At 55.6% G+C, this 25134-nt stretch carries 19 protein-coding genes and 4 tRNA genes; 7 read left to right on the top strand and 16 right to left on the bottom strand.

Annotated features, from left to right (window positions below; all coding sequences use genetic code 11):
* Positions 1-29: 29 nt before the first annotated feature.
* From B3Q33_RS06765 to B3Q33_RS06725, 9 genes are all read right to left on the bottom strand, one after another.
* Positions 30-106: transfer RNA gene (locus B3Q33_RS06765), tRNA-Asp, on the bottom strand.
* Positions 107-116: 10 nt separating this feature from the next.
* Positions 117-389, bottom strand: coding sequence for an HU family DNA-binding protein (locus B3Q33_RS06760; RefSeq protein ID WP_035244197.1), 273 nt, complete (start codon positions 387-389; stop codon positions 117-119).
* 185 nt (positions 390-574) lie between these two features.
* On the bottom strand, positions 575-2971 hold the full coding sequence (lon, locus tag B3Q33_RS06755) for an endopeptidase La (RefSeq protein WP_272974632.1): 2397 nt from the start codon (positions 2969-2971) through the stop codon (positions 575-577).
* A gap of 28 nt (positions 2972-2999) precedes the next feature.
* The gene (gene clpX / locus B3Q33_RS06750) at positions 3000-4280 is read right to left on the bottom strand and encodes an ATP-dependent Clp protease ATP-binding subunit ClpX (protein WP_035244193.1); all 1281 of its coding nucleotides are present in this window, start codon (positions 4278-4280) and stop codon (positions 3000-3002) included.
* A gap of 131 nt (positions 4281-4411) precedes the next feature.
* Positions 4412-5029: an ATP-dependent Clp endopeptidase proteolytic subunit ClpP gene (gene clpP / locus B3Q33_RS06745; RefSeq protein ID WP_035244764.1), complete on the bottom strand. Its 618-nt coding sequence runs from the start codon at positions 5027-5029 to the stop codon at positions 4412-4414.
* A 320-nt stretch (positions 5030-5349) separates the two neighbouring features.
* Entirely contained in the window at positions 5350-6663 is a 1314-nt protein-coding gene (gene tig / locus B3Q33_RS06740) for a trigger factor (RefSeq protein ID WP_286827294.1), read from the bottom strand.
* 179 nt (positions 6664-6842) lie between these two features.
* A tRNA-His gene (locus tag B3Q33_RS06735) sits at positions 6843-6918 on the bottom strand.
* Between the two features lie 28 nt (positions 6919-6946).
* Positions 6947-7023, bottom strand: a tRNA-Arg gene (locus B3Q33_RS06730).
* A 26-nt stretch (positions 7024-7049) separates the two neighbouring features.
* Positions 7050-7126: transfer RNA gene (locus B3Q33_RS06725), tRNA-Pro, on the bottom strand.
* Between the two features lie 243 nt (positions 7127-7369).
* On the opposite strand from B3Q33_RS06725, the gene folD reads away from it, so the two are divergent.
* Entirely contained in the window at positions 7370-8215 is an 846-nt protein-coding gene (gene folD, locus B3Q33_RS06720; RefSeq protein ID WP_272974631.1) for a bifunctional methylenetetrahydrofolate dehydrogenase/methenyltetrahydrofolate cyclohydrolase FolD, read from the top strand.
* Positions 8216-8459: 244 nt separating this feature from the next.
* On the opposite strand, the gene B3Q33_RS06715 is transcribed toward folD, so the two are convergent.
* Positions 8460-10142 (bottom strand): glutamine--tRNA ligase/YqeY domain fusion protein, encoded by a 1683-nt coding sequence (locus tag B3Q33_RS06715; protein ID WP_272961883.1) that lies wholly within the window; start codon positions 10140-10142, stop codon positions 8460-8462.
* A 162-nt stretch (positions 10143-10304) separates the two neighbouring features.
* Between B3Q33_RS06715 and B3Q33_RS06710 the strand changes: the two genes are divergently transcribed.
* Genes B3Q33_RS06710 through B3Q33_RS06700 form a run of 3 tightly spaced genes read left to right on the top strand, consistent with a single transcriptional unit; the run spans position 10305 to position 12134 of the window.
* Positions 10305-10802 carry a peptidylprolyl isomerase gene (locus B3Q33_RS06710; RefSeq protein WP_272961884.1) on the top strand — a complete coding sequence of 166 codons (498 nt, stop codon included), beginning with the start codon at positions 10305-10307 and terminating at the stop codon, positions 10800-10802.
* A 4-nt stretch (positions 10803-10806) separates the two neighbouring features.
* A complete protein-coding gene (locus tag B3Q33_RS06705; RefSeq protein WP_272961885.1) occupies positions 10807-11403 on the top strand; it encodes a peptidylprolyl isomerase in 597 nt (198 codons plus the stop codon).
* Positions 11404-11405: 2 nt separating this feature from the next.
* Positions 11406-12134 carry a UDP-2,3-diacylglucosamine diphosphatase gene (locus tag B3Q33_RS06700; protein ID WP_272961886.1) on the top strand — a complete coding sequence of 243 codons (729 nt, stop codon included), beginning with the start codon at positions 11406-11408 and terminating at the stop codon, positions 12132-12134.
* Between the two features lie 163 nt (positions 12135-12297).
* On the opposite strand, the gene B3Q33_RS06695 is transcribed toward B3Q33_RS06700, so the two are convergent.
* Entirely contained in the window at positions 12298-12903 is a 606-nt protein-coding gene (locus tag B3Q33_RS06695) for a tRNA-(ms[2]io[6]A)-hydroxylase (protein ID WP_272961887.1), read from the bottom strand.
* Between the two features lie 120 nt (positions 12904-13023).
* On the opposite strand from B3Q33_RS06695, the gene B3Q33_RS06690 reads away from it, so the two are divergent.
* Positions 13024-13932: a lysophospholipid acyltransferase family protein gene (locus B3Q33_RS06690; RefSeq protein ID WP_272961888.1), complete on the top strand. Its 909-nt coding sequence runs from the start codon at positions 13024-13026 to the stop codon at positions 13930-13932.
* Between the two features lie 181 nt (positions 13933-14113).
* A complete protein-coding gene (acnB, locus tag B3Q33_RS06685; protein WP_035244172.1) occupies positions 14114-16714 on the top strand; it encodes a bifunctional aconitate hydratase 2/2-methylisocitrate dehydratase in 2601 nt (866 codons plus the stop codon).
* Positions 16715-16800: 86 nt separating this feature from the next.
* Here acnB and B3Q33_RS06680 read toward each other — a convergent pair whose 3' ends face one another.
* From B3Q33_RS06680 to hrpB, 4 genes are all read right to left on the bottom strand, one after another.
* Positions 16801-19038: a tetratricopeptide repeat-containing sulfotransferase family protein gene (locus B3Q33_RS06680; RefSeq protein WP_272961889.1), complete on the bottom strand. Its 2238-nt coding sequence runs from the start codon at positions 19036-19038 to the stop codon at positions 16801-16803.
* A gap of 54 nt (positions 19039-19092) precedes the next feature.
* Positions 19093-20139: a hypothetical protein gene (locus B3Q33_RS06675; RefSeq protein ID WP_272961890.1), complete on the bottom strand. Its 1047-nt coding sequence runs from the start codon at positions 20137-20139 to the stop codon at positions 19093-19095.
* Between the two features lie 57 nt (positions 20140-20196).
* The gene (locus B3Q33_RS06670) at positions 20197-20685 is read right to left on the bottom strand and encodes a hypothetical protein (protein WP_272961891.1); all 489 of its coding nucleotides are present in this window, start codon (positions 20683-20685) and stop codon (positions 20197-20199) included.
* Positions 20686-21059: 374 nt separating this feature from the next.
* Positions 21060-23513 (bottom strand): ATP-dependent helicase HrpB, encoded by a 2454-nt coding sequence (hrpB, locus tag B3Q33_RS06665; RefSeq protein WP_272961892.1) that lies wholly within the window; start codon positions 23511-23513, stop codon positions 21060-21062.
* A 140-nt stretch (positions 23514-23653) separates the two neighbouring features.
* Between hrpB and B3Q33_RS06660 the strand changes: the two genes are divergently transcribed.
* Positions 23654-24220 carry a hypothetical protein gene (locus B3Q33_RS06660; protein ID WP_272961893.1) on the top strand — a complete coding sequence of 189 codons (567 nt, stop codon included), beginning with the start codon at positions 23654-23656 and terminating at the stop codon, positions 24218-24220.
* Positions 24221-24341: 121 nt separating this feature from the next.
* On the opposite strand, the gene B3Q33_RS06655 is transcribed toward B3Q33_RS06660, so the two are convergent.
* Complete coding sequence (locus tag B3Q33_RS06655) at positions 24342-25076, bottom strand: TenA family transcriptional regulator (RefSeq protein ID WP_035244169.1); 735 nt, start codon at positions 25074-25076, stop codon at positions 24342-24344.
* Positions 25077-25134: the final 58 nt, after the last annotated feature.

Raw genomic sequence — 25134 nt, 5'->3', positions numbered from 1 at the left:
CACCCGCTTACGGCTGCGCTTCCTCAAACTGGCGGAGCGGACGGGACTCGAACCCGCGACCCCCGGCGTGACAGGCCGGTATTCTAACCAGCTGAACTACCGCTCCAGCAAACAGTTTAGTTCACCGCGTCTTTCAGTGCCTTACCAGCTTTGAAGCCCGGTACTTTGGCAGCGGCGATCTGAATAGTCTGGCCAGTTTGCGGGTTGCGGCCTTCGCGAGCAGCGCGCTCTTTCACAGCAAAAGTACCAAAACCTACCAGAGAAACGCTGTCGCCTTTTTTCAGGGCGCCAGTAACCGCTTCCAAAGTAGCATCCAGTGCACGACCTGCGTCGGCTTTGGAAATATCCGCGCTAGCGGCAATCGCATCAATCAACTCTGACTTATTCACAAAGTTCCCCTTTCTGTTTTTCCCGGTTTTATGGTCGAGGCGTGATGTACTCTCCTCCTGAGCAAGCAGCCTTTATACCAACGGGTATAAGGAGCGTCAAGAAAGGAAAGGTATCATCGCACCCAAGTTAAAAAAAATGAAAAACCATATAGATCAATAATTTAAAAAGCTTCAATTCCGGCTCATTAATGTGTACTGGGCCGCTTTTCACCTTCCTGGTTTTTCTCTTCTGCGAGCGCCAAATCCTCTTCCAGTTCCGCTTCGCTCAGCGGGCTGGGTTGATGAGTCAGCGCCACATCAAGCACCTGGTCAATCCATTTAACAGGACGGATATCCAGGGACGACTTGATATTGTCCGGAATCTCCTTGAGATCCCGCTCGTTTTCTTCCGGTATCAATACCGTCTTGATGCCACCACGATGAGCAGCCAATAATTTCTCTTTCAAGCCACCAATGGGCAGAACCTGGCCACGCAGGGTAATTTCACCAGTCATGGCCACGTCTGCACGCACCGGTATACCTGTGAGCACGGACACCATGGCAGTACACATGCCGACACCCGCACTGGGGCCGTCCTTCGGCGTAGCACCTTCCGGCACATGCATGTGCAAATCGTTACGGTCCAGGGTGCGGCGACGGATACCAAGAGTGCCAGCACGGCTTTTCACAACCGTCCAGGCCGCCTGAATGGATTCCTGCATCACATCGCCCAAGGAGCCGGTAGAGATTACGCGGCCTTTGCCCGGAGTGGAAACACTTTCGATAGTCAGCAGCTCGCCACCTACAGAGGTCCACGCCAGTCCGGTAACCTGCCCTACCTGATCCTTTTCTTCCGCACGGCCAAAGCTGAACTTGCGCACACCCAGGTATTGTTCCACCAGCTCCTCGGTGAGCGCGACACTGGTACTCACTCCAGCCAGCAGGTGTTCCTTGACTACCTTGCGACAAATCTTGCTGACTTCACGCTCCAGTCCACGAACCCCGGCTTCACGGGTGTAATGACGGACCACGTAACGTAGCACGGTTTCGTCGAAAACCACTTCGTCCTTTTTCAGACCGTTATTCTTGATCTGCTTGGGAACCAGATACTGGAGAGCAATGTTGACCTTTTCGTCTTCGGTATAACCGGGCAGGCGAATCACTTCCATGCGGTCCAGCAAGGGTGCCGGAATATTCATGGAGTTGGAGGTGCAGACAAACAGGGTTTCCGACAGATTGTAATCCACCTCCAGATAGTGATCGCTGAAGGTATCGTTCTGTTCCGGATCGAGCACTTCCAGTAGCGCAGAGGCCGGATCACCACGGTTATCCATGCCCATCTTGTCCACTTCATCGAACAGGAACAGCGGGTTCCTGACACCGACCTTGGACAGCTTCTGCACTACCTTGCCCGGCAACGAGCCGATATAGGTGCGACGGTGACCACGAATTTCGGCTTCATCTCTCACACCACCCAGCGCCATGCGGACAAACTTGCGGTTGGTGGCATGGGCAATGGATTGTCCCAGGGAGGTTTTACCCACGCCTGGCGGGCCCACCAAGCACAACACCGGCCCCTTTACCTTGCCCACACGGCTCTGTACCGCCAGGAACTCCAGAATCCGGTCCTTCACTTCTTCCAGACCGTAATGATCCTCATCCAGCACTTTTTTGGCATGGGCCAGATCGTGACGTACCCGGCTGCGCTTCTTCCACGGCACCGATGTCATCCAGTCCAGATAGCTACGCACTACCGTGGCTTCCGCAGACATGGGCGACATCATCTTGAGCTTGTTCAGCTCGTTCATGGATTTCTCGAGGGCTTCCTTGGGCATGCCCACGCTTTCAATTTTCTTTTCCAGGTCTTCCAGGTCGTTACCACTGTCGTCCAGATCACCCAGTTCTTTCTGGATGGCTTTCATCTGTTCGTTCAGGTAGTACTCGCGCTGGCTTTTCTCCATCTGTTTCTTGACGCGCCCACGAATGCGTTTTTCTACCTTGAGCACATCAATGTCGGATTCCATCAGCGCGATCAGGTGTTCGACCCGTTCACGCACATCCACCATTTCCAGCACGTCCTGCTTTTCTTCCAGTTTCAACTGCAGGTGGGCGGCAATGGTGTCGGCCAGACGGCTGACTTCATCAATAGAGGAAACAGAGCCGGTGACTTCCGGCGCCACTTTCTTGGAAAGTTTGACGTAATCCTCGAACTGGGACTGCAGTGAGCGGGACAGTGCCTCCTGCTCACCCTCGTCCGGCAGCCCCTCTTCCAGTTCACGCACATCAGCGATACCACCCTGGTCGCCGAACTCGGCCTTGACCACGTGGGCACGCTGACCGCCTTCAACCAGCACCTTGACGGTGCCGTCGGGCAGTTTGAGCAGCTGAAGGATGGTTGAGACGGTACCGACCCGGTAAATGTCATCCGCACCCGGGTCATCGTCAGAGGCATTGCGCTGGGCAACCAGCATGATCTGTTTGTCGTCCGCCATGGCGGTTTCAAGCGCAGCAATGGACTTTTCCCGGCCAACAAACAGCGGGATCACCATATGGGGATACACCACTACGTCACGCAGTGGTAAAAGCGGGATATCTTTCAGCACGTATTGCCTCTATTGCCGTGGTGGCACCTTAATCCGGTGCCACCTTGGAAGACTGCTCGTTGTTCTCGTAAATCAACAACGGATCGGATTCGCCCTTGATGGTGGGACTGTCGATAACCACCTTGGCAACAGAGTCCATGGAAGGAACCTGGTACATGGTATCGAGCAGCACACTTTCCAGAATGGAGCGCAGACCCCGGGCCCCTGTCTTTCTTTCCATGGCCTTGTGGGCCACGGCGCGAAGGGCATCATCGCGGAAATCCAGCTCCACGCCTTCCATCTCGAACAGGCGGGCGTACTGTTTGGTCAGGGCATTGCGTGGTTCAGTGAGAATCTGAACCAGCGCCTCTTCACTGAGCTCTTCAAGGGTCGCGATCACCGGCAGACGGCCGATAAACTCGGGAATCAGGCCATACTTGACCAGATCTTCCGGTTCCACATCTACCAGCAATTCACCCAGGTTACGGGCATCATCCTTGCTCTTCACTTCTGCAGAGAAGCCGATACCACCTTTCTCGGAGCGCTCGCGAATCACCTTGTCCAGGCCGGCAAAGGCACCACCACAAATAAACAGCATGTTGGAGGTGTCCACCTGCAGGAACTCCTGCTGGGGATGCTTGCGCCCGCCCTGGGGAGGCACAGAGGCCACGGTACCTTCAATCAGCTTGAGCAGGGCCTGCTGCACGCCCTCCCCGCTCACATCACGGGTGATGGAGGGGTTGTCAGACTTGCGGGAGATCTTGTCGATTTCATCGATATAGACAATACCGCGCTGGGCCTTGTCCACATCATAGTCGCACTTCTGCAACAGTTTCTGAATGATGTTTTCCACATCCTCACCCACGTAACCGGCTTCGGTGAGGGTGGTGGCATCCGCGATGGTGAAAGGCACATTGAGCAACCGCGCCAAGGTCTCGGCCAACAGCGTTTTACCACTACCGGTGGGACCGATAAGCAAAATATTACTCTTGCCGAGTTCCACCTCATCACGGCCCTTGCTACTGCTGCGCAGGCGCTTGTAATGGTTGTATACCGCCACGGCGAGGACTCGTTTGGCTCGCTCCTGGCCAATCACGTACTCATCAAGGGTTTCCTTGATTTCGTTGGGCTTGGGCAGGGCTTCTCCGCCGGTGTCCCCGGTGTCTTCCTGCACTTCCTCGCGGATGATGTCATTACACAGATCCACGCATTCGTCGCAGATAAAGACCGAGGGCCCCGCAATCAGCTTGCGGACCTCATGCTGGCTTTTGCCACAAAAAGAGCAGTACAGCAGCTTGCCGTCGTCGCCCTTGCCAGTGGAGTCGGTCATTGAATCGCCTCTAAACCTGTGTATTTGAGTATTTGCGTCTCTTTGAAGATGCAGGGAGACGGGGGCTTTTTCAAGCCCGCCGGGCCTCTCAGGCCTTCCGTTAGGACACTTTTTGTACGAAGGTTACCGAATTACACCGGACGCTGACGCAATACCGCGTCAACGATGCCATATTCCTGCGCTTCTTCCGCGCCCAGAAAGTTGTCGCGGTCGGTATCCTTCTCCAGCCTTTCCAGCGACTGGCCGGTGTGATGCGCCAGCAGGCTGTTGAGCTGCCCTTTGATCTTGAGGATTTCCCTTGCGTGGATCTCGATATCCGAAGCCTGGCCCTGGAAACCGCCCAGCGGCTGATGGATCATCACCCGGGCATTGGGCAGCACATAGCGTTTGCCTGCTGCACCGGCGGCCAGCAGGAAAGCCCCCATACTGGCAGCCTGGCCCACGCACATGGTGGACACATCCGGCTTGATGAACTGCATGGTGTCATAGATGGACATGCCGGCTGTGACAGAACCACCCGGGCTGTTGATATAGAGATGAATGTCCTTGTCCGGGTTTTCCGACTCCAGGAACAGCATCTGGGCCACGATCAGGTTGGCCATTTGGTCTTCCACCTGGCCGATCATGAAAATCACCCGTTCCTTGAGCAGGCGGGAATAGATATCAAAAGAACGCTCACCACGGGCAGTCTGCTCGATCACCATCGGCACCAGACCCAGATTGGTGGGATCCTTGCTCAGCTCTTGCATTTCCGGGGTCATGGAGTTGATACGGCTCAAGTCGATCATGTAGCGCTTTCCTTCTCGTCGATCGTCCGGGGACGCTCTTGCGATTTATTGGTATCGGCTGGTAGCCGACCTCATCCTGAATGCTGCAATGGGGGCTGACATAGCCGAAAACAAGGCAGGCTGGACGAACAGGGCTTCCCGCATCTTATGACGGTGTATGGGGGGCGTCTATAAAAGTGGGCTTTGGCGGGGTCTGAATGCGCAAAACTTGCGCAAATTGTGCATAAATAACGCAAAACGGGGCCAGAAGGCCCCGTTTTGGTGTCAAAAAGCGGAAAGAATCAGCCTTCTGCTTGCTCACGTGGCTTCACCGCGTCCTGGTAGGACATGGCTTTCTCTTCCACCTTGGCACTATCCAGAACCAGGTCGACAACCTGCTCTTCCAGTACCGCACCTTCAATCTGCTGCAGCTGCTGCGGATTGCTGTAAACCCAGCTCACCACCTCTTCCGGCTTCTCGTACTGCTCGGCGATTTCCTCAACACGGGCTTTCACCTTGTCGGCATCGGCCTTGATCTCGTGCTTGTCGAGGATAGCGCGAACCACCAGGCCCAGACGCACGGAACGCTCAGCCTGCTCCTTGAACAGATCATCCGGCAGGATGGAGGCATCAAACTGCTGACCGCCACCAAACTGCTGCATCATCTGTTGACGCATGCGCTGGATTTCCTGGGTAACCAGGGCGCCCGGCAGGTCAAACTCGTGCAGGTTGACCAGGCCATCCATCGCCTGCTCTTTCACCTTGCCGGTTACCGCATTCTTCAGCTCGCGCTCCATGTTCTTGCGCACTTCTGCCTTGAATTTGGCTTCGTCGCCATCGTCAACACCGAACGCTTTCATGAACTCGGCATCCACTTCCGGCAACGCCTTGCCTTCAACCTTGTTGACCTTGATCTGGAACACCACGGACTGGCCTTTCAGCTCTTCGGACTGGTAGTCCTCCGGGAAGGTCACGTCGATGTCTTTTTCCTCACCAGCTTTCATGCCAACGATGCCGTCTTCAAAGCCCGGGATCATCTGGCCGGAGCCCAGCTCCAGGTTCTGCCCTTCGGCGCTACCGCCTTCGAAGGCTTCACCGTCTTTCAGACCTTTGAAATCAATGTTGACGCGGTCACCCGTTTCCGCGGCACGATCCACATCGGCGAACTCGGCGCGCTGCTGGCGCAGGGTTTCGATCATGGTATCCACATCGGAATCGGACACTTCAGCCTTGGGCTTTTCCACTTCGATGGAATCGAAAGCCGCCAGCTCGACATCCGGGTATACCTCGAAGGTAGCCACGAATTCCAGGTCCTTGCCTGCTTCGTTGGTCTTGGCTTCAAAGCCCGGCATACCCGCTGGCTGCAGCTTTTCCTGCTCCACCGCTTCGATGAAGGCTTCACGCATTACGTCAGCCAGCACTTCGTTACGCACGGCCCCGCCAAAGCGACGCTTTACTTCACGCATGGGCACTTTACCCGGGCGGAAACCGTCCAGACGGATCGTTTTCTGGGCTTCCTGCAGCTTGCCTTCTACTGCCACATCCACTTTTTCCGCGGGTACACCCACCGTTACACGGCGCTCAAGACCTGAAGTCGTTTGAACAGAAACCTGCATAACATCCTCTTTAAAAAAGACTTTTATCTCTGCCCGCCGCCGAAATAACGCGAAGACGGCCTAATGAAGGGCGAAGATTATAATCAAAGGGGGCTTCGCTGCCTACAGCCTGACTGTTCAGCAGTGCCTGAAGCCCATACGAAAAAGCCTCCGAGGATCTATCCCGGAGGCTTTTAATATGGGGTGACTGATGGGGCTCGAACCCACGACCGCCGGAATCACAATCCGGAGCTCTACCAACTGAGCTACAATCACCATAAAACTGTCTGCTTTCTTTCCTGCCTGGCGCACCTGGCAGGACTTGAACCTGCAACCTACGGCTTAGAAGGCCGTTGCTCTATCCAGTTGAGCTACAGGCGCTTGCAGATTTCCGCCATCAAGCCAACTGGTCGGGGTGGAGGGATTCGAACCCCCGACATCCTGCTCCCAAAGCAGGCGCGCTACCAGGCTGCGCTACACCCCGTCTTTTAAAGCTGCGTCAGTGACTAAGCTCGAAAGCGAGGCGCGCATAATACTCGGCACCCCCATGAGCGTCAACGGGGTTCGACGCAAAAAAATGTCTAACGTTCAGATTTTAGTCAACTTTTGCGCGTTGTGCCTGCGCGTGCGAGAATCGCGCCGTTCACGGCTACCCCCGGCAGGCTGCGATTACCGCAACCGCGCCAAGCCGCCCCCTATTGTAGTCAATTTCAGAGAGACCGCCCACATGACCGCCCAGATTCTTGATGGCAAAACCCTGGCCCAGCAGTTCGAACAGGAGATGCGCCTGCGCGTCGACGCCCTGAAAGCCAAGGCCAACGACCGCACGCCGATTCTTGCCACCATTCTGGTGGGTGCCGACCCGGCATCTGCCACCTATGTAAAGATGAAAGGCAACGCCTGCCAGCGTGTCGGCATGGAATCTGTCGCCATTGAGCTGGACGACGACACCAGCACCGAACAATTGCTGGCAAAAATTGACGAACTCAACACCAATCCGGATGTGCACGGCATTCTGCTGCAACATCCGGTGCCCGCCCAGATTGATGAACGCGCCTGTTTCGACGCCATCAGCCTGGAAAAGGACGTGGACGGCGTCACCTGCCTCGGGTTTGGTCGCATGAGCATGGGTGAGGACGCTTACGGCTGCGCCACCCCCAAAGGCATCATGCGCTTGCTGGAGCACTACCAGGTGGAACTGGAAGGCAAACATGCCGTAGTGGTGGGTCGCAGCGCCATTCTTGGCAAACCCATGGCCATGATGCTGCTGGAAGCCAATGCCACAGTCACCATCTGCCACAGCCGCACCCGGGATCTGCCAGCCCTGGTCAAACAGGCTGACATCGTTGTCGGCGCCGTGGGCAAGCCGGAGTTCATCAAGGCAGACTGGATCAAGGATGGCGCCGTGGTCGTCGATGCCGGCTTCCACCCGGAAAAGTGTGGCGACATCGAGCTGGGACCACTGGTAGATAGAGTGAGCGCCTATACTCCGGTACCCGGCGGCGTCGGCCCCATGACCATCAACACCCTGATTTTCCAGACCCTGCAGTCCGGCGAAAAAGCCCTGGGCTAACCGACCAACCCAAAAGCCGCGTTCATTATGGTCGCGGCTTTTGGGTGGCCACTACTGCCTAATTAACGCCTCTAACGGTGCCACCACTACAACACCAACAGGCGCCGGCCCTACTGATAATCGCGTTCCACAAATGTAAATTCCCACAAAAAAGCCGCACCCAAACCTTAGGCGCGGCCTCTTTGCTTTCTGTCAACACCACGCACGCGACATCGCGCAGCTATTAACTCTTCACTGTTAATTACTAACTGTCTTTGGGCCAGGACTCACGCAGACCGACAGTCTGATTGAACACCAGCTTGTCAGCGCTGCTGCTCTGATCCACACAGAAGTAACCCTCACGCTCGAACTGGTAACGGGTTTCGGCCAGAACCCCACGCAGACCCGGCTCCACCCAGCAACCATCCAGCACGCTCAATGAATCCGGATTGATATGGGACAGGAAGGTCTGCCCTTCTTCTGTCTTGTTGGGGTTCGCAGCGGTGAACAGGCGGTCGTAGAGACGCACCTCACAGGGCTCACCCTTGCTGGCACTGACCCAGTGGATCACCCCGCGCAGTTTGCCCTGGTCATCCGCATTTTCCGGGTTCTTGCCCAGGGTGTCCGGATCATAGCTGCAGCGCACTTCCACAATCTCGCCGCTGTCATCGCGGACCACATCGGTAGCACGCACCACATAGCCGTAGCGCAGACGCACCCGATCGCCCAGCACCAGGCGCTTGAACTTCTTGTTGGCCTCTTCCCGAAAATCCTCCCGGTCGATATAAATCTCCCGGGTCATGGGTACCTGGCGGGTTCCCATGGTCTCGTTCTGCGGATGCACCGGGGCGGTCAGGGATTCCTCCTTGCCCCCTTCCCAGTTTTCGATGACCACTTTCAAGGGATTCAGCACACACATGGCGCGGGGGGCATGCTGATTCAGATCATCGCGGATGGCGGCTTCCAGCATCCCCATGTCCACCACGGAATCCGCCCGGCTGACGCCCACAGACTCACAGAATGTGCGCAGTGAAGCCGGTGTGTAGCCACGACGACGCAGACCGCTGATGGTGGGCATACGCGGATCGTTCCAGCCTTCCACATGCCCTTCATCTACCAACTGCTTGAGCTTGCGCTTGCTGGTCACCGTGTAATTCAGATTAAGGCGGGCAAACTCATACTGGCGCGGGCTCGCCGGCACGGAGGTGTGCTCGATGACCCAGTCATAAAACGGCCGGTGATCCTCGAACTCCAGGGTACAGAGGCTGTGCGTGATCCCCTCGAGGGCATCGGACAGCGGATGGGTGAAGTCGTACATGGGATAAATCACCCACTTGTCACCGGTCTGATGATGCACTTTCTTGCGGATGCGATAGAGAATCGGATCGCGCAGATTCAGGTTGGCGCTCTGCATGTCGATTTTGGCACGCAGTACAGCAGCCCCCTCGTCCAGCTCACCGCTGCGCATCTGCTCGAACAGGGCCAGATTCTCTTCCACGCTGCGCTCGCGATAGGGGCTTGGCTTGCCCGGCGTGGTGAAATTACCGCGGTACTCGGCGATCTGCTCCGGGCTCAGGCTGTCCACGTAGGCCAGCCCTTTATGAATCAGTTCCACCGCCAGCTGATAAAGCTGGTCGAAGTAATTGCTGGCGAAACGCTCCTGGCCATTCCAGGTAAAGCCCAGCCACTGCACATCCTGCTTAATGGACTGGATGTACTCGTCCTCTTCCTTCTCGGGATTGGTATCGTCGAAGCGCAGATTGCAACTGCCGTTATAGCTTTCGGCAATCCCGAAGTTCAGGCAGATAGACTTGGCATGACCAATATGCAGGTACCCATTGGGTTCCGGTGGAAAACGGGTCACCACCTGGCCGTCGTTTTTACCTTCTGCAAGGTCACGGTCGATGATCTGTCTGATAAAATTGCTGGGCGCTTTCGTTTCGCTCATGGGTCTTGGCCAGTCCGGAAGGCAGAGAGCCTGAATATGGGCAGGCTCTCACGGTGAAAATGAAGGTGCGCTAGTGTACTGTACGCCCCCCAACAGTCAAAGACTCAGGGCCCGCCGGGGAACAAAAACCCCTAACCAGGCCCATCTTGCGGAGAAAACCTGATGAAAGTGGTGCTGACAACAACCTACGGCAAAATCACCCTGCAGCTGGACGCAGAGAAGGCGCCGATTACCACCGAGAACTTTGCTCAATACGTCAAGGATGGCCACTTCGACGGCACCATCTTCCACCGTGTTATCAGCAACTTCATGATCCAGGGCGGCGGCTTCACCGAAGATATGCAGCAGAAGCCCACCCGTGACACGATCCAGAACGAGGCCGGCAATGGCCTGTCCAACAAGGCCGGCACCATCGCCATGGCGCGTACCCCGGATCCCCATTCCGCTTCCGCCCAGTTCTTCATCAACGTGGCCGACAACCACTTCCTGGACAAGGAACGCAGCCAGGACGGCTGGGGCTATGCGGTATTCGGCGCGGTCAGCGACGGCATGGACGTGGTGGAAAAAATCCGCAATGTGGCCACCGGCAACAGCGGTTTCCACCAGGATGTGCCGGTGGAGCCGGTACTCATCGAGTCTGCTGAACTGATCGAGGACTGACACCATGCGCGTTCTGGCCACTGCCCTGCTTGCCCTGTTACCGACCCTGCTGCTCGCCAACCCGCAGGTTCGGCTGGAAACCTCTGCCGGCCCGGTCACCGTGGAACTCTACGAGGACAAGGCACCGCAGACTGTCGCCAACTTCCTCAAGTATGTGGATGACGGCTTCTACGACGGCACCCAGTTCCACCGGGTAATCCGCGGTTTCATGATACAGGGCGGCGGCTTTGACCAGAGCGGGCAGCGCAAGGCCACCCGCTCACCGATCCAGAATGAAGCGGACAACGGCCTGAGCAATGAGCGTGGCACCCTGGCCATGGCCCGCACCGGCAACCCGCACTCTGCCACGGCCCAGTTCTTCGTCAATCTGGTCGACAATGACAACCTGGACTTTTCTGGCAAGAATGCCCGTGGCTGGGGCTATGCCGTTTTCGGCAAGGTCACAGACGGCATGCCTGTGGTGGACAACATCGCCAGTGAACGCACCACCAGCCAGCGCCTCAACGGCATGCTGGCGCGGGACGTGCCGGAGGTGCCCATTTTGATTACCCGAGCCTACCGCCTGGATTCAGACGGCGAAGAAGAAAAAGGCGCACAGTAACCATGAGCTATACCCTGTTTATTTCAGACTTGCACCTGGATCCGGCCCGGCCGGAGCATCTGGAAGCGCTGGGCAAACTGCTGGAAGCCCACGCCGGCAAGGCTGATGCCCTCTATGTACTGGGCGACCTGTTTGAAGCCTGGATCGGCGACGACGATGACACTCCGTTCAATCAGGAAGCCATTGGCGCCTTCCGCAGCTTCAGTGACAACGGCAGCCAGCTCTATTTCATGCATGGCAATCGGGATTTCATGCTCGGTGACGATTTCGCCGCTGCCTGTGGCGGCACCTTGCTGGAAGAAGGCACCGTGGTGGATCTGTATGGCACCCCCGTCCTGCTGATGCACGGCGACAGCCTGTGCACCCTGGATACCGCCTACCAGCAGTTTCGCACCATGGCCCGTAATCCCCAGTGGCAACAGGGCATGCTGGCAAAGCCGCTGGAAGAGCGCCGCATGATCGCCCAGGGCATGCGCATGCAAAGCCAGGGCAACAACGCCAACAAGGCAGAAAACATCATGGACGTGACCCCGGAAGAAGTGGTTCGGGTTATGGAAGAGGCCGGCGTCAAACACCTGATCCACGGCCACACCCATCGCCCCAATATCCACGATGTTGAACTGGCCGACGGCCAGGGTAAGCGCTGGGTGCTGGGTGATTGGGGCAAGCTGGGGTGGCAGATTGTGGCGGATAGCGAGAAGGGCTTAAGACTGGAAAGCTTTGAAATCTGACCTCCTGTAGGAGCGCCGCTCGAGGCGCGAATCCGCCGGAAAATACCTGACAGATCTGTCCCTAGCGACCATGCCTGATCGCCTATCGGCGATTTCCTCGCAAGCGAGGTTCGCGGCTCATACTCGCAGAGCACAGAGAGCACCGCTCCTACAGGGAATTCTGTCAGGCTTGCGGAATACCGGAATGAAACCGAAACTCCGAATCCGGCGACTCCACCAATTCACGCTCCACTTCCTTGAAAAAACTCACCCTCTCCTCGATCGGCCCACCGGCATATTGTTCAGCCAGCTTCAGATAATCCTCAAAATGGCGCGACTCACTCTTCAGCAGGTAACGGTAATAACGCCCCAGCTCCGCATCCACATGCGGCGCCAACGCGGCGAAACGCTCACAACTCCGCGCCTCGATTAACGACCCTACGATCATGGTGTCCACCAAGCGGCCAGGTTCCGAAGTGCGTATATGCTGGCGCAGCCCCTTCGCATAACGCGCAGGCGTCATGTGGTCGTAGGTCACACCGCGCTCTCGCATCAGCTGTATGACTTGCTCAAAATGCAGCAGCTCCTCTCGCGCCAGCTGGCTCAGCGTATCCAGTAGTTCGGGCCGGTCCACATAACGAAACATCAGATTCAACGCGGTGCTGGCCGCTTTCTTTTCACAATGAGCATGGTCGATAAGCAAGATATCAGGATGCTGCAATGCCCAATTGACCCAGGCCGACGGTGTGTCACAGGGAAGAAAATCGCGAATGTGGGAAATGTCGTGCATGGGAATCTCGCTGGCTTAGAGGAGCCGATCAGGAAACAGGCGCCGGCATTATAGCGTTTTTGTGCGCAATCTCATCCGTACCGCTGGTGCTCACTCGCCGCGCCCGTATACTGTCGCGTCATGGGCAGAAAAACACATCCACGCGTACAGCGGGCAAAAGGACAAGCGGCCATCATCGCACTGCGACTGCTGGGCGCGTTACCCTTTGCTGTCAACCGAGCACTCGCCTCCTTTATCGGCACGTTGCTGTCTTGGCTGCCGACCCAGGCTTTGACGATCAGCAAGACCAATCTGGCAATTAGCTACCCTGCCTTATCTGAGGAAGAACGCACCCGGCTCGCCCGCAAATCATTGGTGGAGAGCATCAAGAACACCTTTGAAATCGCACTCTTCTGGCGGCGCCCCAACCAAGGACTGACACGGATAGTCGCCGTGGACGGCGATGCCCCTCTGCGGCAAGCGGTGGAGGACGGCAAACCCATCATGATCCTGGCGCCTCATCTGGGTTGCTGGGAAGTACTGAATTTCTGGCTCGCCACCGAGTTCGGGCTGCACGCCATGTTTGCTCCTTCCGGCCTGCCAGAAGTCGATCAACTGGTAAGGCAAGGGCGGGAGCATTTTGGCTCCACCATGTACCCGACTACCGCTCGCGGTGTAGCCGGATTAGTGCGCGCCATGAAAAAAGGTGCCCTGACCGCCATTCTTCCTGATCAGGTACCCGACCGCCGCAGCGGCCGGCATGTACCTTTCTACGGACAGCCGGCCTACACCGGCACACTGGCCTGCAAGCTGGTACGCCAGACCGGCGCGGTCACTTTCATGGCCTGGGCCCGCCGCCTGCCCGGCACCCAGGGCTACGAAATTCGAGTCCGTCCGGCTGATCCCGCCGTCGCTGATGACGACCTGGATACTGCCCTTGCGGCAATGAATCGCTCCATCGAACATCTTATCGACGAATCCCCTGACCAGTACTTGTGGAGCTACAAACGCTTCCGGCGCCCGCCGGACGGCCTGAAAGCCCCCTACTGATTGCCGCATACCATGCTGTCAGTGATTACGAGTATTCATCCCGTGAATGACTACAACCGCGGTTTGGCTTAACAGTTGATGGCATTTCGGCTATACTCCGCGCGCAATTCCAACCCCCAGTAACACCCTAAAAGACTGATTTCCAAAAGAAATCAGCCAATTCGAGAAAGAGGGAAACGCTGTGCTAGAAGCCTATCGCAAACATGTTGAAGAGCGCGCCGTTGACGGTGTGCCGCCCAAGCCGCTGAACGAGCATCAGGTTGCCGACCTGGTAGAGCTGCTGAAAGCCCCGCCGGCCGGCGAAGAAGAATTCATCCAGGACCTGTTCGTTAACCGCGTGCCGCCGGGCGTGGACCAGGCCGCCTATGTGAAGGCCGCCTTCCTGACCGCGATTGTTAACGGTGAAGCCAGCTCTCCCCTGATCGACCGTAAACGTGCCGTGCAGCTGCTGGGCACCATGCAGGGTGGCTATAATGTGGCCACGCTGGTTTCAGCGCTGGATGATGCCGAACTGGCAGAAATCGCTGCTGACGAACTCAAGCACACTCTGTTGGTATTTGATGCTTTCCACGATGTGGAAGACAAGATGAAAGCCGGCAACGCCAAGGCCAAGGAAGTCATCGAGTCCTGGGCTGAAGGTGAGTGGTTCACCAATCGCGCGGACCTTGCCGAAAAGATGACCCTGTCTGTCTTCAAGGTTACCGGCGAGACCAACACTGACGACCTGTCCCCCGCACAGGACGCCTGGAGCCGCCCGGATATCCCGCTGCACGGCAACGCCATGCTGAAGAATGCCCGTGAAGGCATCCACCCGGAGAAAGACGGTGAGATCGGCCCGCTGAGCCAGATGGACGAGCTGAAGAAAAAAGGTCACCCGGTTGCCTATGTGGGCGACGTTGTGGGCACCGGTTCTTCCCGTAAGTCCGCCACCAACTCAGTACTGTGGCACTTCGGTGACGACATCCCGTTCGTACCCAACAAGCGTGCAGGCGGTGTCTGCATCGGCGGCAAGATTGCTCCTATCTTCTTCAACACCATGGAAGATTCCGGCGCCCTGCCCTTCGAGTGCGACGTAGAGAAAATGAACACCGGTGACGTGATCGACGTTTACCCGTTCGCAGGCAAGGTAGAAAAAGACGGCGAAGTGATCGCCGAATTCGACCTGCGCTCCCAGGTACTGCTGGACGAAGTCCGCGCTGGTGGCCGTATCAACCTGATTATCGGTCGCGGCCTGACCACCAAGGCTCGCGAAGCCCTGGGGCTGGCACCTTCCGAGTTGTTCCGCAAGCCGGAGCAGCCGGGCGATTCCGACAAGGGCTTCACCCTGGCCCAGAAAATGGTCGGCAAGGCCTGCGGCATGGACGGCGTTCGCCCCGGCATGTACTGCGAGCCGAAGATGACCACCGTGGGTTCCCAGGACACCACTGGTCCGATGACCCGTGACGAGCTGAAAGACCTGGCTTGTCTGGGCTTCCAGGCGGACCTGGTGATGCAGTCATTCTGTCACACCGCCGCTTACCCCAAGCCGGTTGACGTGGAAACCCAGCACACCCTGCCCGACTTCATCATGAACCGTGGCGGTGTGTCCCTGCGTCCGGGTGACGGCATCATCCACTCCTGGCTGAACCGCATGCTGCTGCCTGACACTGTCGGTACCGGTGGTGACTCCCATACCCGTTTCCCCATGGGCATCTCCTTCCCCGCGGGCTCTGGCCTGGTAGCCTTTGCCGCCGCCACCGGCGTTATGCCGCTGGACATGCCGGAATCCGTTCTGGTTCGCTTCAAGGGCAAACGCCAGCCGGGCATCACCCTGCGTGACCTGGTACATGCGATCCCCATGCAGGCGATCAAAGATGGCCACCTGACCGTTGCCAAAGCCGGCAAGGTCAACGTGTTCTCCGGTCGCGTACTGGAAATCGAAGGTCTGGACGACCTGACCGTCGAGCAGGCATTCGAGCTGTCCGATGCATCCGCCGAGCGTTCCGCTGCCGGCTGTACCATCACCCTGTCTGAAGACAGCGTGACCGAGTACCTGAAATCCAACATCACCATGCTCAAGTGGATGATCTCCAATGGCTACGGCGATGCCCGCACCATTGAGCGTCGTATCCAGGGCATGGAAGAGTGGCTGGCAAACCCGAGCCTGATGCGTGCCGACGCCGATGCCGAGTACCACACCGTCATCGAAATCGACATGGACCAGATCAACGAGCCGGTACTGTGCTGCCCGAACGACCCGGATGATGCCAAGACCCTGTCCGACGTGGCTGGCGCCAAGATCGACGAAGTGTTCATCGGTTCCTGCATGACCAACATCGGTCACTTCCGTGCAGCCGGTAAACTGCTGCAGAAAGTGGAAAGCGGGACCATGCCGACCCGTCTGTGGATCGCTCCGCCGACCAAGATGGATCAGCACCAGCTCACCGAAGAAGGCTACTACAACATCTTCGGTAGTGCCGGTGCGCGCACCGAGATGCCGGGCTGCTCCCTGTGCATGGGTAACCAGGCTCGCATCGCGCCGAAGTCCACCGCGGTATCCACCTCCACCCGTAACTTCCCGAACCGTCTGGGTCAGGGTGCGGATGTGTACCTGGCATCGGCTGAGCTGGCGTCTGTGGCGTCCATTCTCGGCAAGCTGCCGACCACCGAAGAGTATATGGAATACGCGAACACCATCGATTCCATGTCCTCCGAGATCTACCGCTACCTGAACTTCGACCAGATGCCGGAGTACCAGGACGTGGCAGATACCGTGAAGATCCCGGTTGCTCAATCTGTTTAAGATTGACTGATCGCTTCACCGAAAAAGCCCGGCATACGCCGGGCTTTTTTTTACACTTCAAATAACCACATTCAAAGTGGCAGACATTAGCGATAACTTAGCATCAGATCGCTAAGAGGATTGATCAACTTCGGAATAAACGGCTCATATGGGGCCCACTTTGCTACGGATGTGCTATAGATCGGTTGCCGTACCTGAGTAATGCTGGCGGTTCTAACCAACCTGTCAGATTCATAGAACCGCAAGCAGCTCTCATCCCAAGGTAGTCCGATATACTCAATCAACCGTTTTGATCCTGCTTCCTGATCCTCGACAAGATGCTCATAATCTGTTTCGAGAAAACCTCCAGAAAACGCATCACGCCAGTGCTTCATGATTTCAAGATAACCTTCAAACCTGGCAACCAGATGATCAATGTGACAAGCCCAACGAATCATTCCGAACTGCGTTTGCCAACATGACATAGCCACATCACGAAGATCTCGTCGAGCATGGACAATGCACGCATTCGGGAACAGCAACTTCAACCAGCCGATATTGAGATAATTGTCTGGCATTTTGTCCACTACAAACTGCACATCAGGCTTGTTCGCTTTATCAATCTGTTCCTGTAGTGTCGTCAGATATTCTTCAGCAACTCGCGTGAGCAATTCTCCATCCGGCTCGGTCAGACACTGGTCATTTGCGACCCTTGGTTTGATCCCATACTTTTTCGCATAAAGGTTCTGATAAGCCTGCAACGCAATAATTGCATAGTTCTTCTCGCCCACCCCAAGAACAGCCGGGTGTCTGGCAAGAATCTGTTCCGTCAATGTGGTTCCTGAACGTGGCATACCGACGATAAAGACAGGCATTCTTGAAGGATGACCAAACTGAATATTACTGACAATCTGCTGTTTGCTGAAAACTCTCTTTTGATGCCGGACATTCTCAATATGCTTCTGTGTATCGTACTCCCAACCTTGGCGAACCTTGGAATTCCACTGCAAGGCATTTGATTGCTGCATATGGAAAGCAGCTTTTTCAAAGTTCTTTTTCCCAGCGTAGTAATATGAGAGCGCGTTGTGCAATGATGCCCTGCCGCCATCAGCAATAGAGCTTTCTAGAATAAGTCTTTCAGCTGTCGCCACATGGTGCGAATCAAGGCCTGATTTTTTCAATGTAGCCAGGCCGCTAATAGCCGAAATACAGTGCTCCTGCTCCTCCAAGGCCTTATAAAAACTTTTTTCTGCACCCTCTACATTTCCGGAGGAGGAAAGAATATTTCCGATTTTGCTATATAAACTCGCTTGTTGTGGCGCCAGTTTTTTTGCCTCATACAAACATTCTAGAGCGTCATCAGCCTGCCCCTCATTCCAATAAAGATCAGACAAGGTAGACCAGTAATGGGGGCGCCGATTTAATGTCTCTTCATGCTCTTTCAGCAATTCAATGCCTTGCCGATGTAGATCATGCTTATCTAGAGCCTGCGCCATGCCAATAATAGCAGTCGGATGACCCGCCTCAATGGAAAGCGCCTTGTTAAACCAACTCGAAGCTTCGGAATGGTCACCAACATTCAGAAAATTGCTACCAATCTGTGAAATTAGCTCCGCATGGTCCTGATTACGCTCGAAAGCAGCCGCGAAGACATCCATAGCCGCTTCATAATCCTCTCGTGCAATCAAAGAGCGGCCCAGAGCCACATGCGCATCAATGTTGTCAGGATTCTTTTCGATGGCTTTTTTGGCTGCTTCCTGCGCAAGTTCATGATTCTGAAGGTTCAGATACATTAACGCCAGATTGTTATTGGCCAGCTCGTTATTTGGTTCAACCGCAACAGCTTTTTTATAGAATTGTATTGCCCGACGCCAATTACCTTGTGCCCGGTCAATATCCGCCAGTCCGGATAGGCAGACGGCATTACCTTCATCCAGTTTCAGTGCTTGATAAAATGTTTCTTTGCTCAACTGATAGGATTCAGCCTGATAATAACAACTCCCCAAATTGATCAAAACCTGCAAGTTTTTAGGATCAATTTGACGTGCTGAACAATAGTAGGCAATGGCCAGACCCAGTTCTCCGGTTCGCTGATGAGCCACTGCCAGATTCAGCAGAACATTAATATTACCGGGGTCGAAACCCAGCGCCAATGAGAGTCTCTCTTTGGCTTTGATATTATCGCCGGCAAGGAGAGCCCTCAGGCCATCAAAATAGAGAGGCTCAGGCCTATCAGGGAAAGCAATAAGAAATTCATTAATTAGCGCGGCCGTTTTATGCGGATTGTCTGCAGACAAGGCAGCGAGAATAGAGGCTTTCAAAGAGGAAAAGGATTCGTTGTTCAATGGTCTTCCCGCTGTAAAAAAGAAGCCATCCAGGGATGGCTTCTCGTGGTGCTATTAACGCTTGGTGCGACGGCGAGCAATTCCCATTCCTGCAATCAACGCCATAAAGGCGGCACCCGCACTTCCCCCGCTACTACTGCGTGCACGGGTATCTTCCGCAACTGATGCCTGCGGCAGTGCATAATTGACAACCCGTGAGCGCTCAGAATTAGTCAAACCAGCCAACAGGTTCGCTTGATTCAGGGCGCTACCGCTCTCATAGTGACTCGCAATTCCTGCAGCGCCAGTAATGTCTTTCGACATCTCATGAAACGCCACAATACTGCGAGTGGCACCAGCTGGAACATCAAAGGTGTAGTCGATCACGTAATTACTAGTATCAAGATCGACGACTGTAGTCGTCACGGTAGAACCAGGCCCTGAAATACCCGTGGTAATAACGGGATCGCTATTATCACCATTGACCAAATCATCGGCAATTGTTACCCATGTATCAGTATTATCGACAACTTGGTCGCCGTTACTGGTATCAATAATGCCCCCCTGACCATCAGCGCCCCAGTTACCATAAACAGAAAGGGTCACTGACTGTTCCACAGCACTTTTGTTCATCACAGAGAACAATCCCCGGGTTACCGGGCTATCCTTCAAAAACGCCCATTTCACGCTGGCATCAAGGTCTGTATCAATATCCACATTGGAGCCGGCATCAATTTGATAATCACTGACCACCACTTCAGCAAACACCGGGCTGAAACCATTGGAGTTCACCTCCAAGCCAAGCACTCCGTCATAAGCATCGGAATATGAATAGCAACTCCAGAAAGTAGTGACTGATGTTGTACATGAGCTTGTTTTTCCAATAGCACCTTCTGAGATACTGCTGTAATAATCCGTAACTACGGAGGAGTTTGAGCCACTGAAATAAAATCCGTGTGCCCAATCTTTGTCCGCATCATGAAAGGTCAGGTAACCACCGTTACTACCGGTAAATGACGTCTTCACTCCAGCTCGTGCTGACGAGGCCATCATCCCGATAAGACCTGCACCCGCTACGACTGAGGCTCCCGCCATTCCTTTTAGTTTATTAAAGCTACTCATTTTCTATCCCCTATTACCATTGGTTGAATCCCTTTAACATCTAAAAAATTTATATTTTTATTCAATGTGACCCTCAGCGAGGCCCTCCTGCCTGACTCGTCGTCTATCGGCACGCTGCTGCTTCTTTACTTCTCGTTTTACCAGTGACTTCTCTTTGTTGTGTTGGCGTACTGACGCGCGGTACCAGTCCACTTTTTTCGTATTGGCGCTTCCCGCCTCTGCCACCTGGCCGTTCGCCAGAACTCTCACCGTGACGATCTCTGCGGGACCACTCACCTGTTTCTGCCAGCCGATAATCATGTTTAAGTCATTTTCCCGAGCAATTTTTTCCAGAGCAGCCTTGATAAAACGATTGCTCACTGAGACGGAAACAGCCTTGTCGACAGCCGGATCCACGACAACCTCCAGACCCGCAGACTCACCGATATGGGCCAGAACAACTGTTAATGGCTCATCCACAGCTTCAACCGAAACTCGACGTTGATGCTCAACAATCAACTTGTCGGCAAAACTGTAGCTCGGCACGAGCAGCCATATCGCCAGCAACAAGCTAGCCGAGAACGATGATGAAAAATTCAGAGAATACCCCCGGAGTGCAGAATTGGCGCTGAAGCTCTGATTGGCTACGCCAACAAAATGTAACCATTGGATTCTTATAGATACATAATTTTACAATCATGGATATTATGATGCACCTCTCAAAATTGCAGCTTTTTTTTAGATATTTGTGATAAGCGGCCAATGTGAACATTTTATCGAAATATGTATACATTGATTCGCTTGGCAGGGTATCGGCAATTTCTGACTTGGATACGGGACTGCATGATCGATGGGAGGTTTAAACGCAGCGTTATTTATGCAGGCTTACTACATGCGAACATGTGACTCTGGAAGGCTTCTCTGGTTAGATCTGGTTTATTTTAGGTAGAGTCAGACGACATCCGCTTCTTGGTGGCCGCTGTGGCCAGTGCCGTTAGCGGATCTTCCGGCCAGGGATGTTTGGGGTATCGGCCACGCAAGTCCTTGCGCACCGCCTGGTAGTTTTCCCGCCAGAATCGTTCCAGGTTATCGGTAATGGCTGCCGGCCGCCCTGCCGGAGTCAGCAAATGCGCACTGATAGTCAGCTTGCCCTCAGCAATGAGCGGCAGTTGGGTGAGCCCGAACAGTTCCTGCAACTTGACGGCCAGCACCACCGTATCCCCCTTGTAATCGAGTTGCACCCGCCGCCCGGTGGGAATGACAATAGCCTCTGGCATACAGCGCTGCAGATGCTTGTGCTGATCTTCCGTCAACAACAGATTGAGAGCGTCATGCACGGCTACCCGCTTTAAATCCTGCAGCGTGCGCATGCCGGCGAGAAACGGTGCCAGCCAGCGTTCCAGATTTTCCAGCAAGGCCGCATCACTCACATCCGGCCAGGCGCTCTCGTCCACAGCGGCCAGTTTTGTCACCCTGGCCTGCCACTGCCGACAGCTCTCAGACCAGGGCAACAGCCGCAGGCCATCCCCACGCAACCCCTCCAACAAGCCCTGAATCTGTTGCTCCGCGCTCAACGATTCCATGGGCTGGTTCTGCAAAACAATGGCTCCCAGCCTGTGCTGACGCCAGCCAGTTACCCGCTGACGCTCGCTATCCCAACCAATCTGCTCATGCCACTGTCCATGCTGCGCCATGACTGATTGCAGATCCGACTCTTCCAGTGGCATGGCGAGTCGGATGCGGACATCCCGGGGCTGGCCGTCCGTATCCAGAATCAACAACCATTGTGTTCCAGCCAGACTATCTCCGGGTGGCAGTTGTACACCGGGGCCGTCCATCATCTGGTAACGATTGCCCTGCCCCTGGCGCAGGCGGGCCACCTGTCGAGGGTAGACCCGGGCCAGCAACCCACCCAGACAATCCCGCCAGTCATTGCTATCGCGGGGTGGCCTGCCAGGCAGTAGTCGCTGAGCTTCAGCCAGAAGTAGTCTGTGGCGGTCGGGGTGGCTTTCCAGTGCTTGCAGGCGACTACGCAAATCCACGCCCTGACCATTGAGGATGTCCCGCTCGGACAACAAGGCCGCGACTCGGGCTGCGGCCACCGGCAATCCCTGCTCCCTGCCTGCCAGTATCAGCATGGCTAGCGCCGGCTCGACTCCCAGGCTGGCGATGGCTGCACCATGGTCTGTCAGCCCGCCTTGCCTATCCAGCGCGCCACCATCGCGAAGCCTGGCCACCGCGCTCTGCCAGGCCGGCAATGGCGGTGCCTCCAGCCAGTGCATCTGCTGCGGCTCCCGGCATCCCCAGCGGGCCAGATCCAGCACCAGCTGATCCAGCGCCACTCGCGCTATTTCCGGTTTCTGGTGGCTGGCCATGACCTCGGACTCAGGCCATAGCCGCACGCAGCAACCGGGACCTAACCGCCCTGCCCGACCGCTCCGCTGGCGGGCGCTGGCCTCGCTGATTCGACGCGTGACCAGCCGGCTACGGTGACGGGCCGGATCATAGACCGGTTCCCTAGCCAGGCCACTATCAATGACATGGGTGACCCCCTCAATGGTCAGGCTGGTTTCCGCCACATTGGTGGTTAGTACAATCAGGGCATCGCCGTTTCTGGCTGAATCGAGCACCTGCTGTTGCTGCGCCAGCGGCAGCCCCCCATGCAACTCGGCGATCGGCAAGCTGAGTCCCGATTCGGAAAGACCGCGGGCCACCCGACGGATATCCGCACGGCCGGGCAGAAACACCAGTACCACCTGGGCATCACCGGCCACAGAACAGATTTTCTGCACGCAATGATCTCGCCAGTCCTGACGAGGGGCAGGCGGCCGATACATCACATCGACTGGAAAACTGCGCCCTTCACTGCGAATCACAGGCGCATTCAGCAGGGTCACCAGCGGTCCGCAATCCAGCGTGGCGGACATGACCAGCAGCCCGAGATCCGGCCGGAATGCTTCACGGATTTCACTGACCAGCGCCAGTCCCAGATCCGCATTCAGGGAGCGTTCATGGAACTCATCAAAGATCACCAGTGAGATGCCCTGCAACTCCGGATCACTCAACGCCATGCGGGTCAAAACACCTTCAGTGACAACTTCCAACCGGGTGGCAGCACTAACCCGGGTATCGGTGCGGGTCCGGTAACCAACGGTTTGCCCTACCGGCTCTCCCAGCTGAGAGGCCATAAAGGTGGCCACGGAACGAGCCGCCACCCGGCGTGGTTCCAGCATCAGAATACGACCCTGATCAGCACCGAAATGGTCCAGTAGCCGTAGCGGTACACGCGTGGATTTCCCGGCCCCGGGCGGAGCTTCCAGAATCGCGCACCCCGCACTCAGCAAAGCGTCACGCAATGGCACGACAACATCATCAACGGGAAATTTTTTATGCATTCATTCCGTCCATTACTCAACCATCGTGACGGCGGTCACTTCTGATCACTTTGACAGGGCTATACCACTGGCCGGGGGTTAAACCTATGCTGTATTCTGCTCATTAACTAATAATTAATAACTACTCAATATAGTGAAATATGCTGAACGATTTGGGGATTCCAGAGCACCTTATCTGGAAACTGAATGACTTTGACAACCACCAGCGGGCGGTCAACTTTATCAAACAGTTTCAGGATACGCTGTGTGTTTACAGTGCACCTGTGGAGCAGCTCTATACCAACTACGATATTTCCATACCGCCGGATGATGATCGCTCACTGGTGATTCTGCCCAACCCCTATGCTTACCACGATACCTTTAACAGTATTGGGGATCACAGTGTTCACGCCACGGGCATGTATATCGTGCCGGGGGACTTGTTTGGCAAGGAAGGGCTTTTTCTGACGTTACGTCTGCTCAAGTATGGCAAACGGGTTATCAAACCGGTGCCACTGAAAGTGGGTCTGTGGGCCCTGATGAAAAAGGAATCAAGTGATATTCCTTTTTTGCCGGTCATCACCAAGGGGGACTTACGCGCCTTCAAAAAGGATTTTCCCTGCCTGCATCTGCACAGGATTCAGCCGTCCAGGCTATCGGAACGCTCACCCATGGAAATCAAAGCGATACAACGCGTGATTCGCGACAAGCTGAAGGTCTATATGTAGAGGCAGCGAACAGTTAATAGTTAATAGTTAATAGTTGACAGCGAGAACAGGCACCACGCCGTGAAGAACCACCAAGTCTCAATAGGCAGCTTTCACGGCTTTGCAGGCGTGCCCCGTCGATTCAGTCCGACTCTGTGTAGCAGTGGTCCAGTGCCAGAATGTAGTACTCCAGCCCTTTCGCCGCTGCCGCGAAGGCCCTCTCCCGGCTTGCTTCATCAGCACAGGTGAGCTTGATCAACTCCATGGCCTCATGGGGATGCGCATCATCGTAGGAAGCGTGGGCCCGCAACCAGGCCATGGAATGGCGGTTGATGGTGGCCACCCCATTTTCCTGGTAGGCCTGCATGCCCTTCACTACACTCTGGCTCCATTCGCCGGTGGCCCATTCAATGGCCAGATTGGTAGCAGCCAATCCTTCCTCCAGGCTAGCCTGTCGGCCCATGTGCCAGAGATAATGATTCACCGCGTCCATGGCTGCCGGTGGAGTCACGAACTCCAACTCTTCCAGGCTGATACCAAAGCCCATGGCCCAGTCCTGGTACCAGTAGGCATGGCGCTGTTCGACCTTGATATTGCTGATCAGCCAATTCTTGCTTTCTTCGTGCCCTGGGTAGCGACCGGGCTGGGTTTTGGCCAGATTCAGGCCCATGTATTTGGGGAAATTTTCAACCAGCGGGTAGAAATTCAGCAAGGCACTGCGAAAACGAGGCAGGCTCAGTGTCCCGGCCCCCATTTCCACAAACACCGGATGCTCCACCACCCGATTTTTTAACGGTACCAGATCGTCCCAGAAGGCCTGAGCCCAGGGGCCGTGGTCAGTGAGTTCCAGCCCTTTCTTGTAATTTGCGGCGCGCATTTGTCGTTCTCCATAACAACCGGTTATCGCAGCTCGTGGCCAGAGGGCCATGGACTAG

It is taken from the genome of Alcanivorax sp. UBA3183 (genome assembly GCF_002364155.1).
Classification (GTDB): domain Bacteria; phylum Pseudomonadota; class Gammaproteobacteria; order Pseudomonadales; family Alcanivoracaceae; genus Alcanivorax; species Alcanivorax jadensis.
Note: the sequence above shows the minus strand (reverse complement) of the source record. Positions and strands in the feature narration are given on the sequence as shown.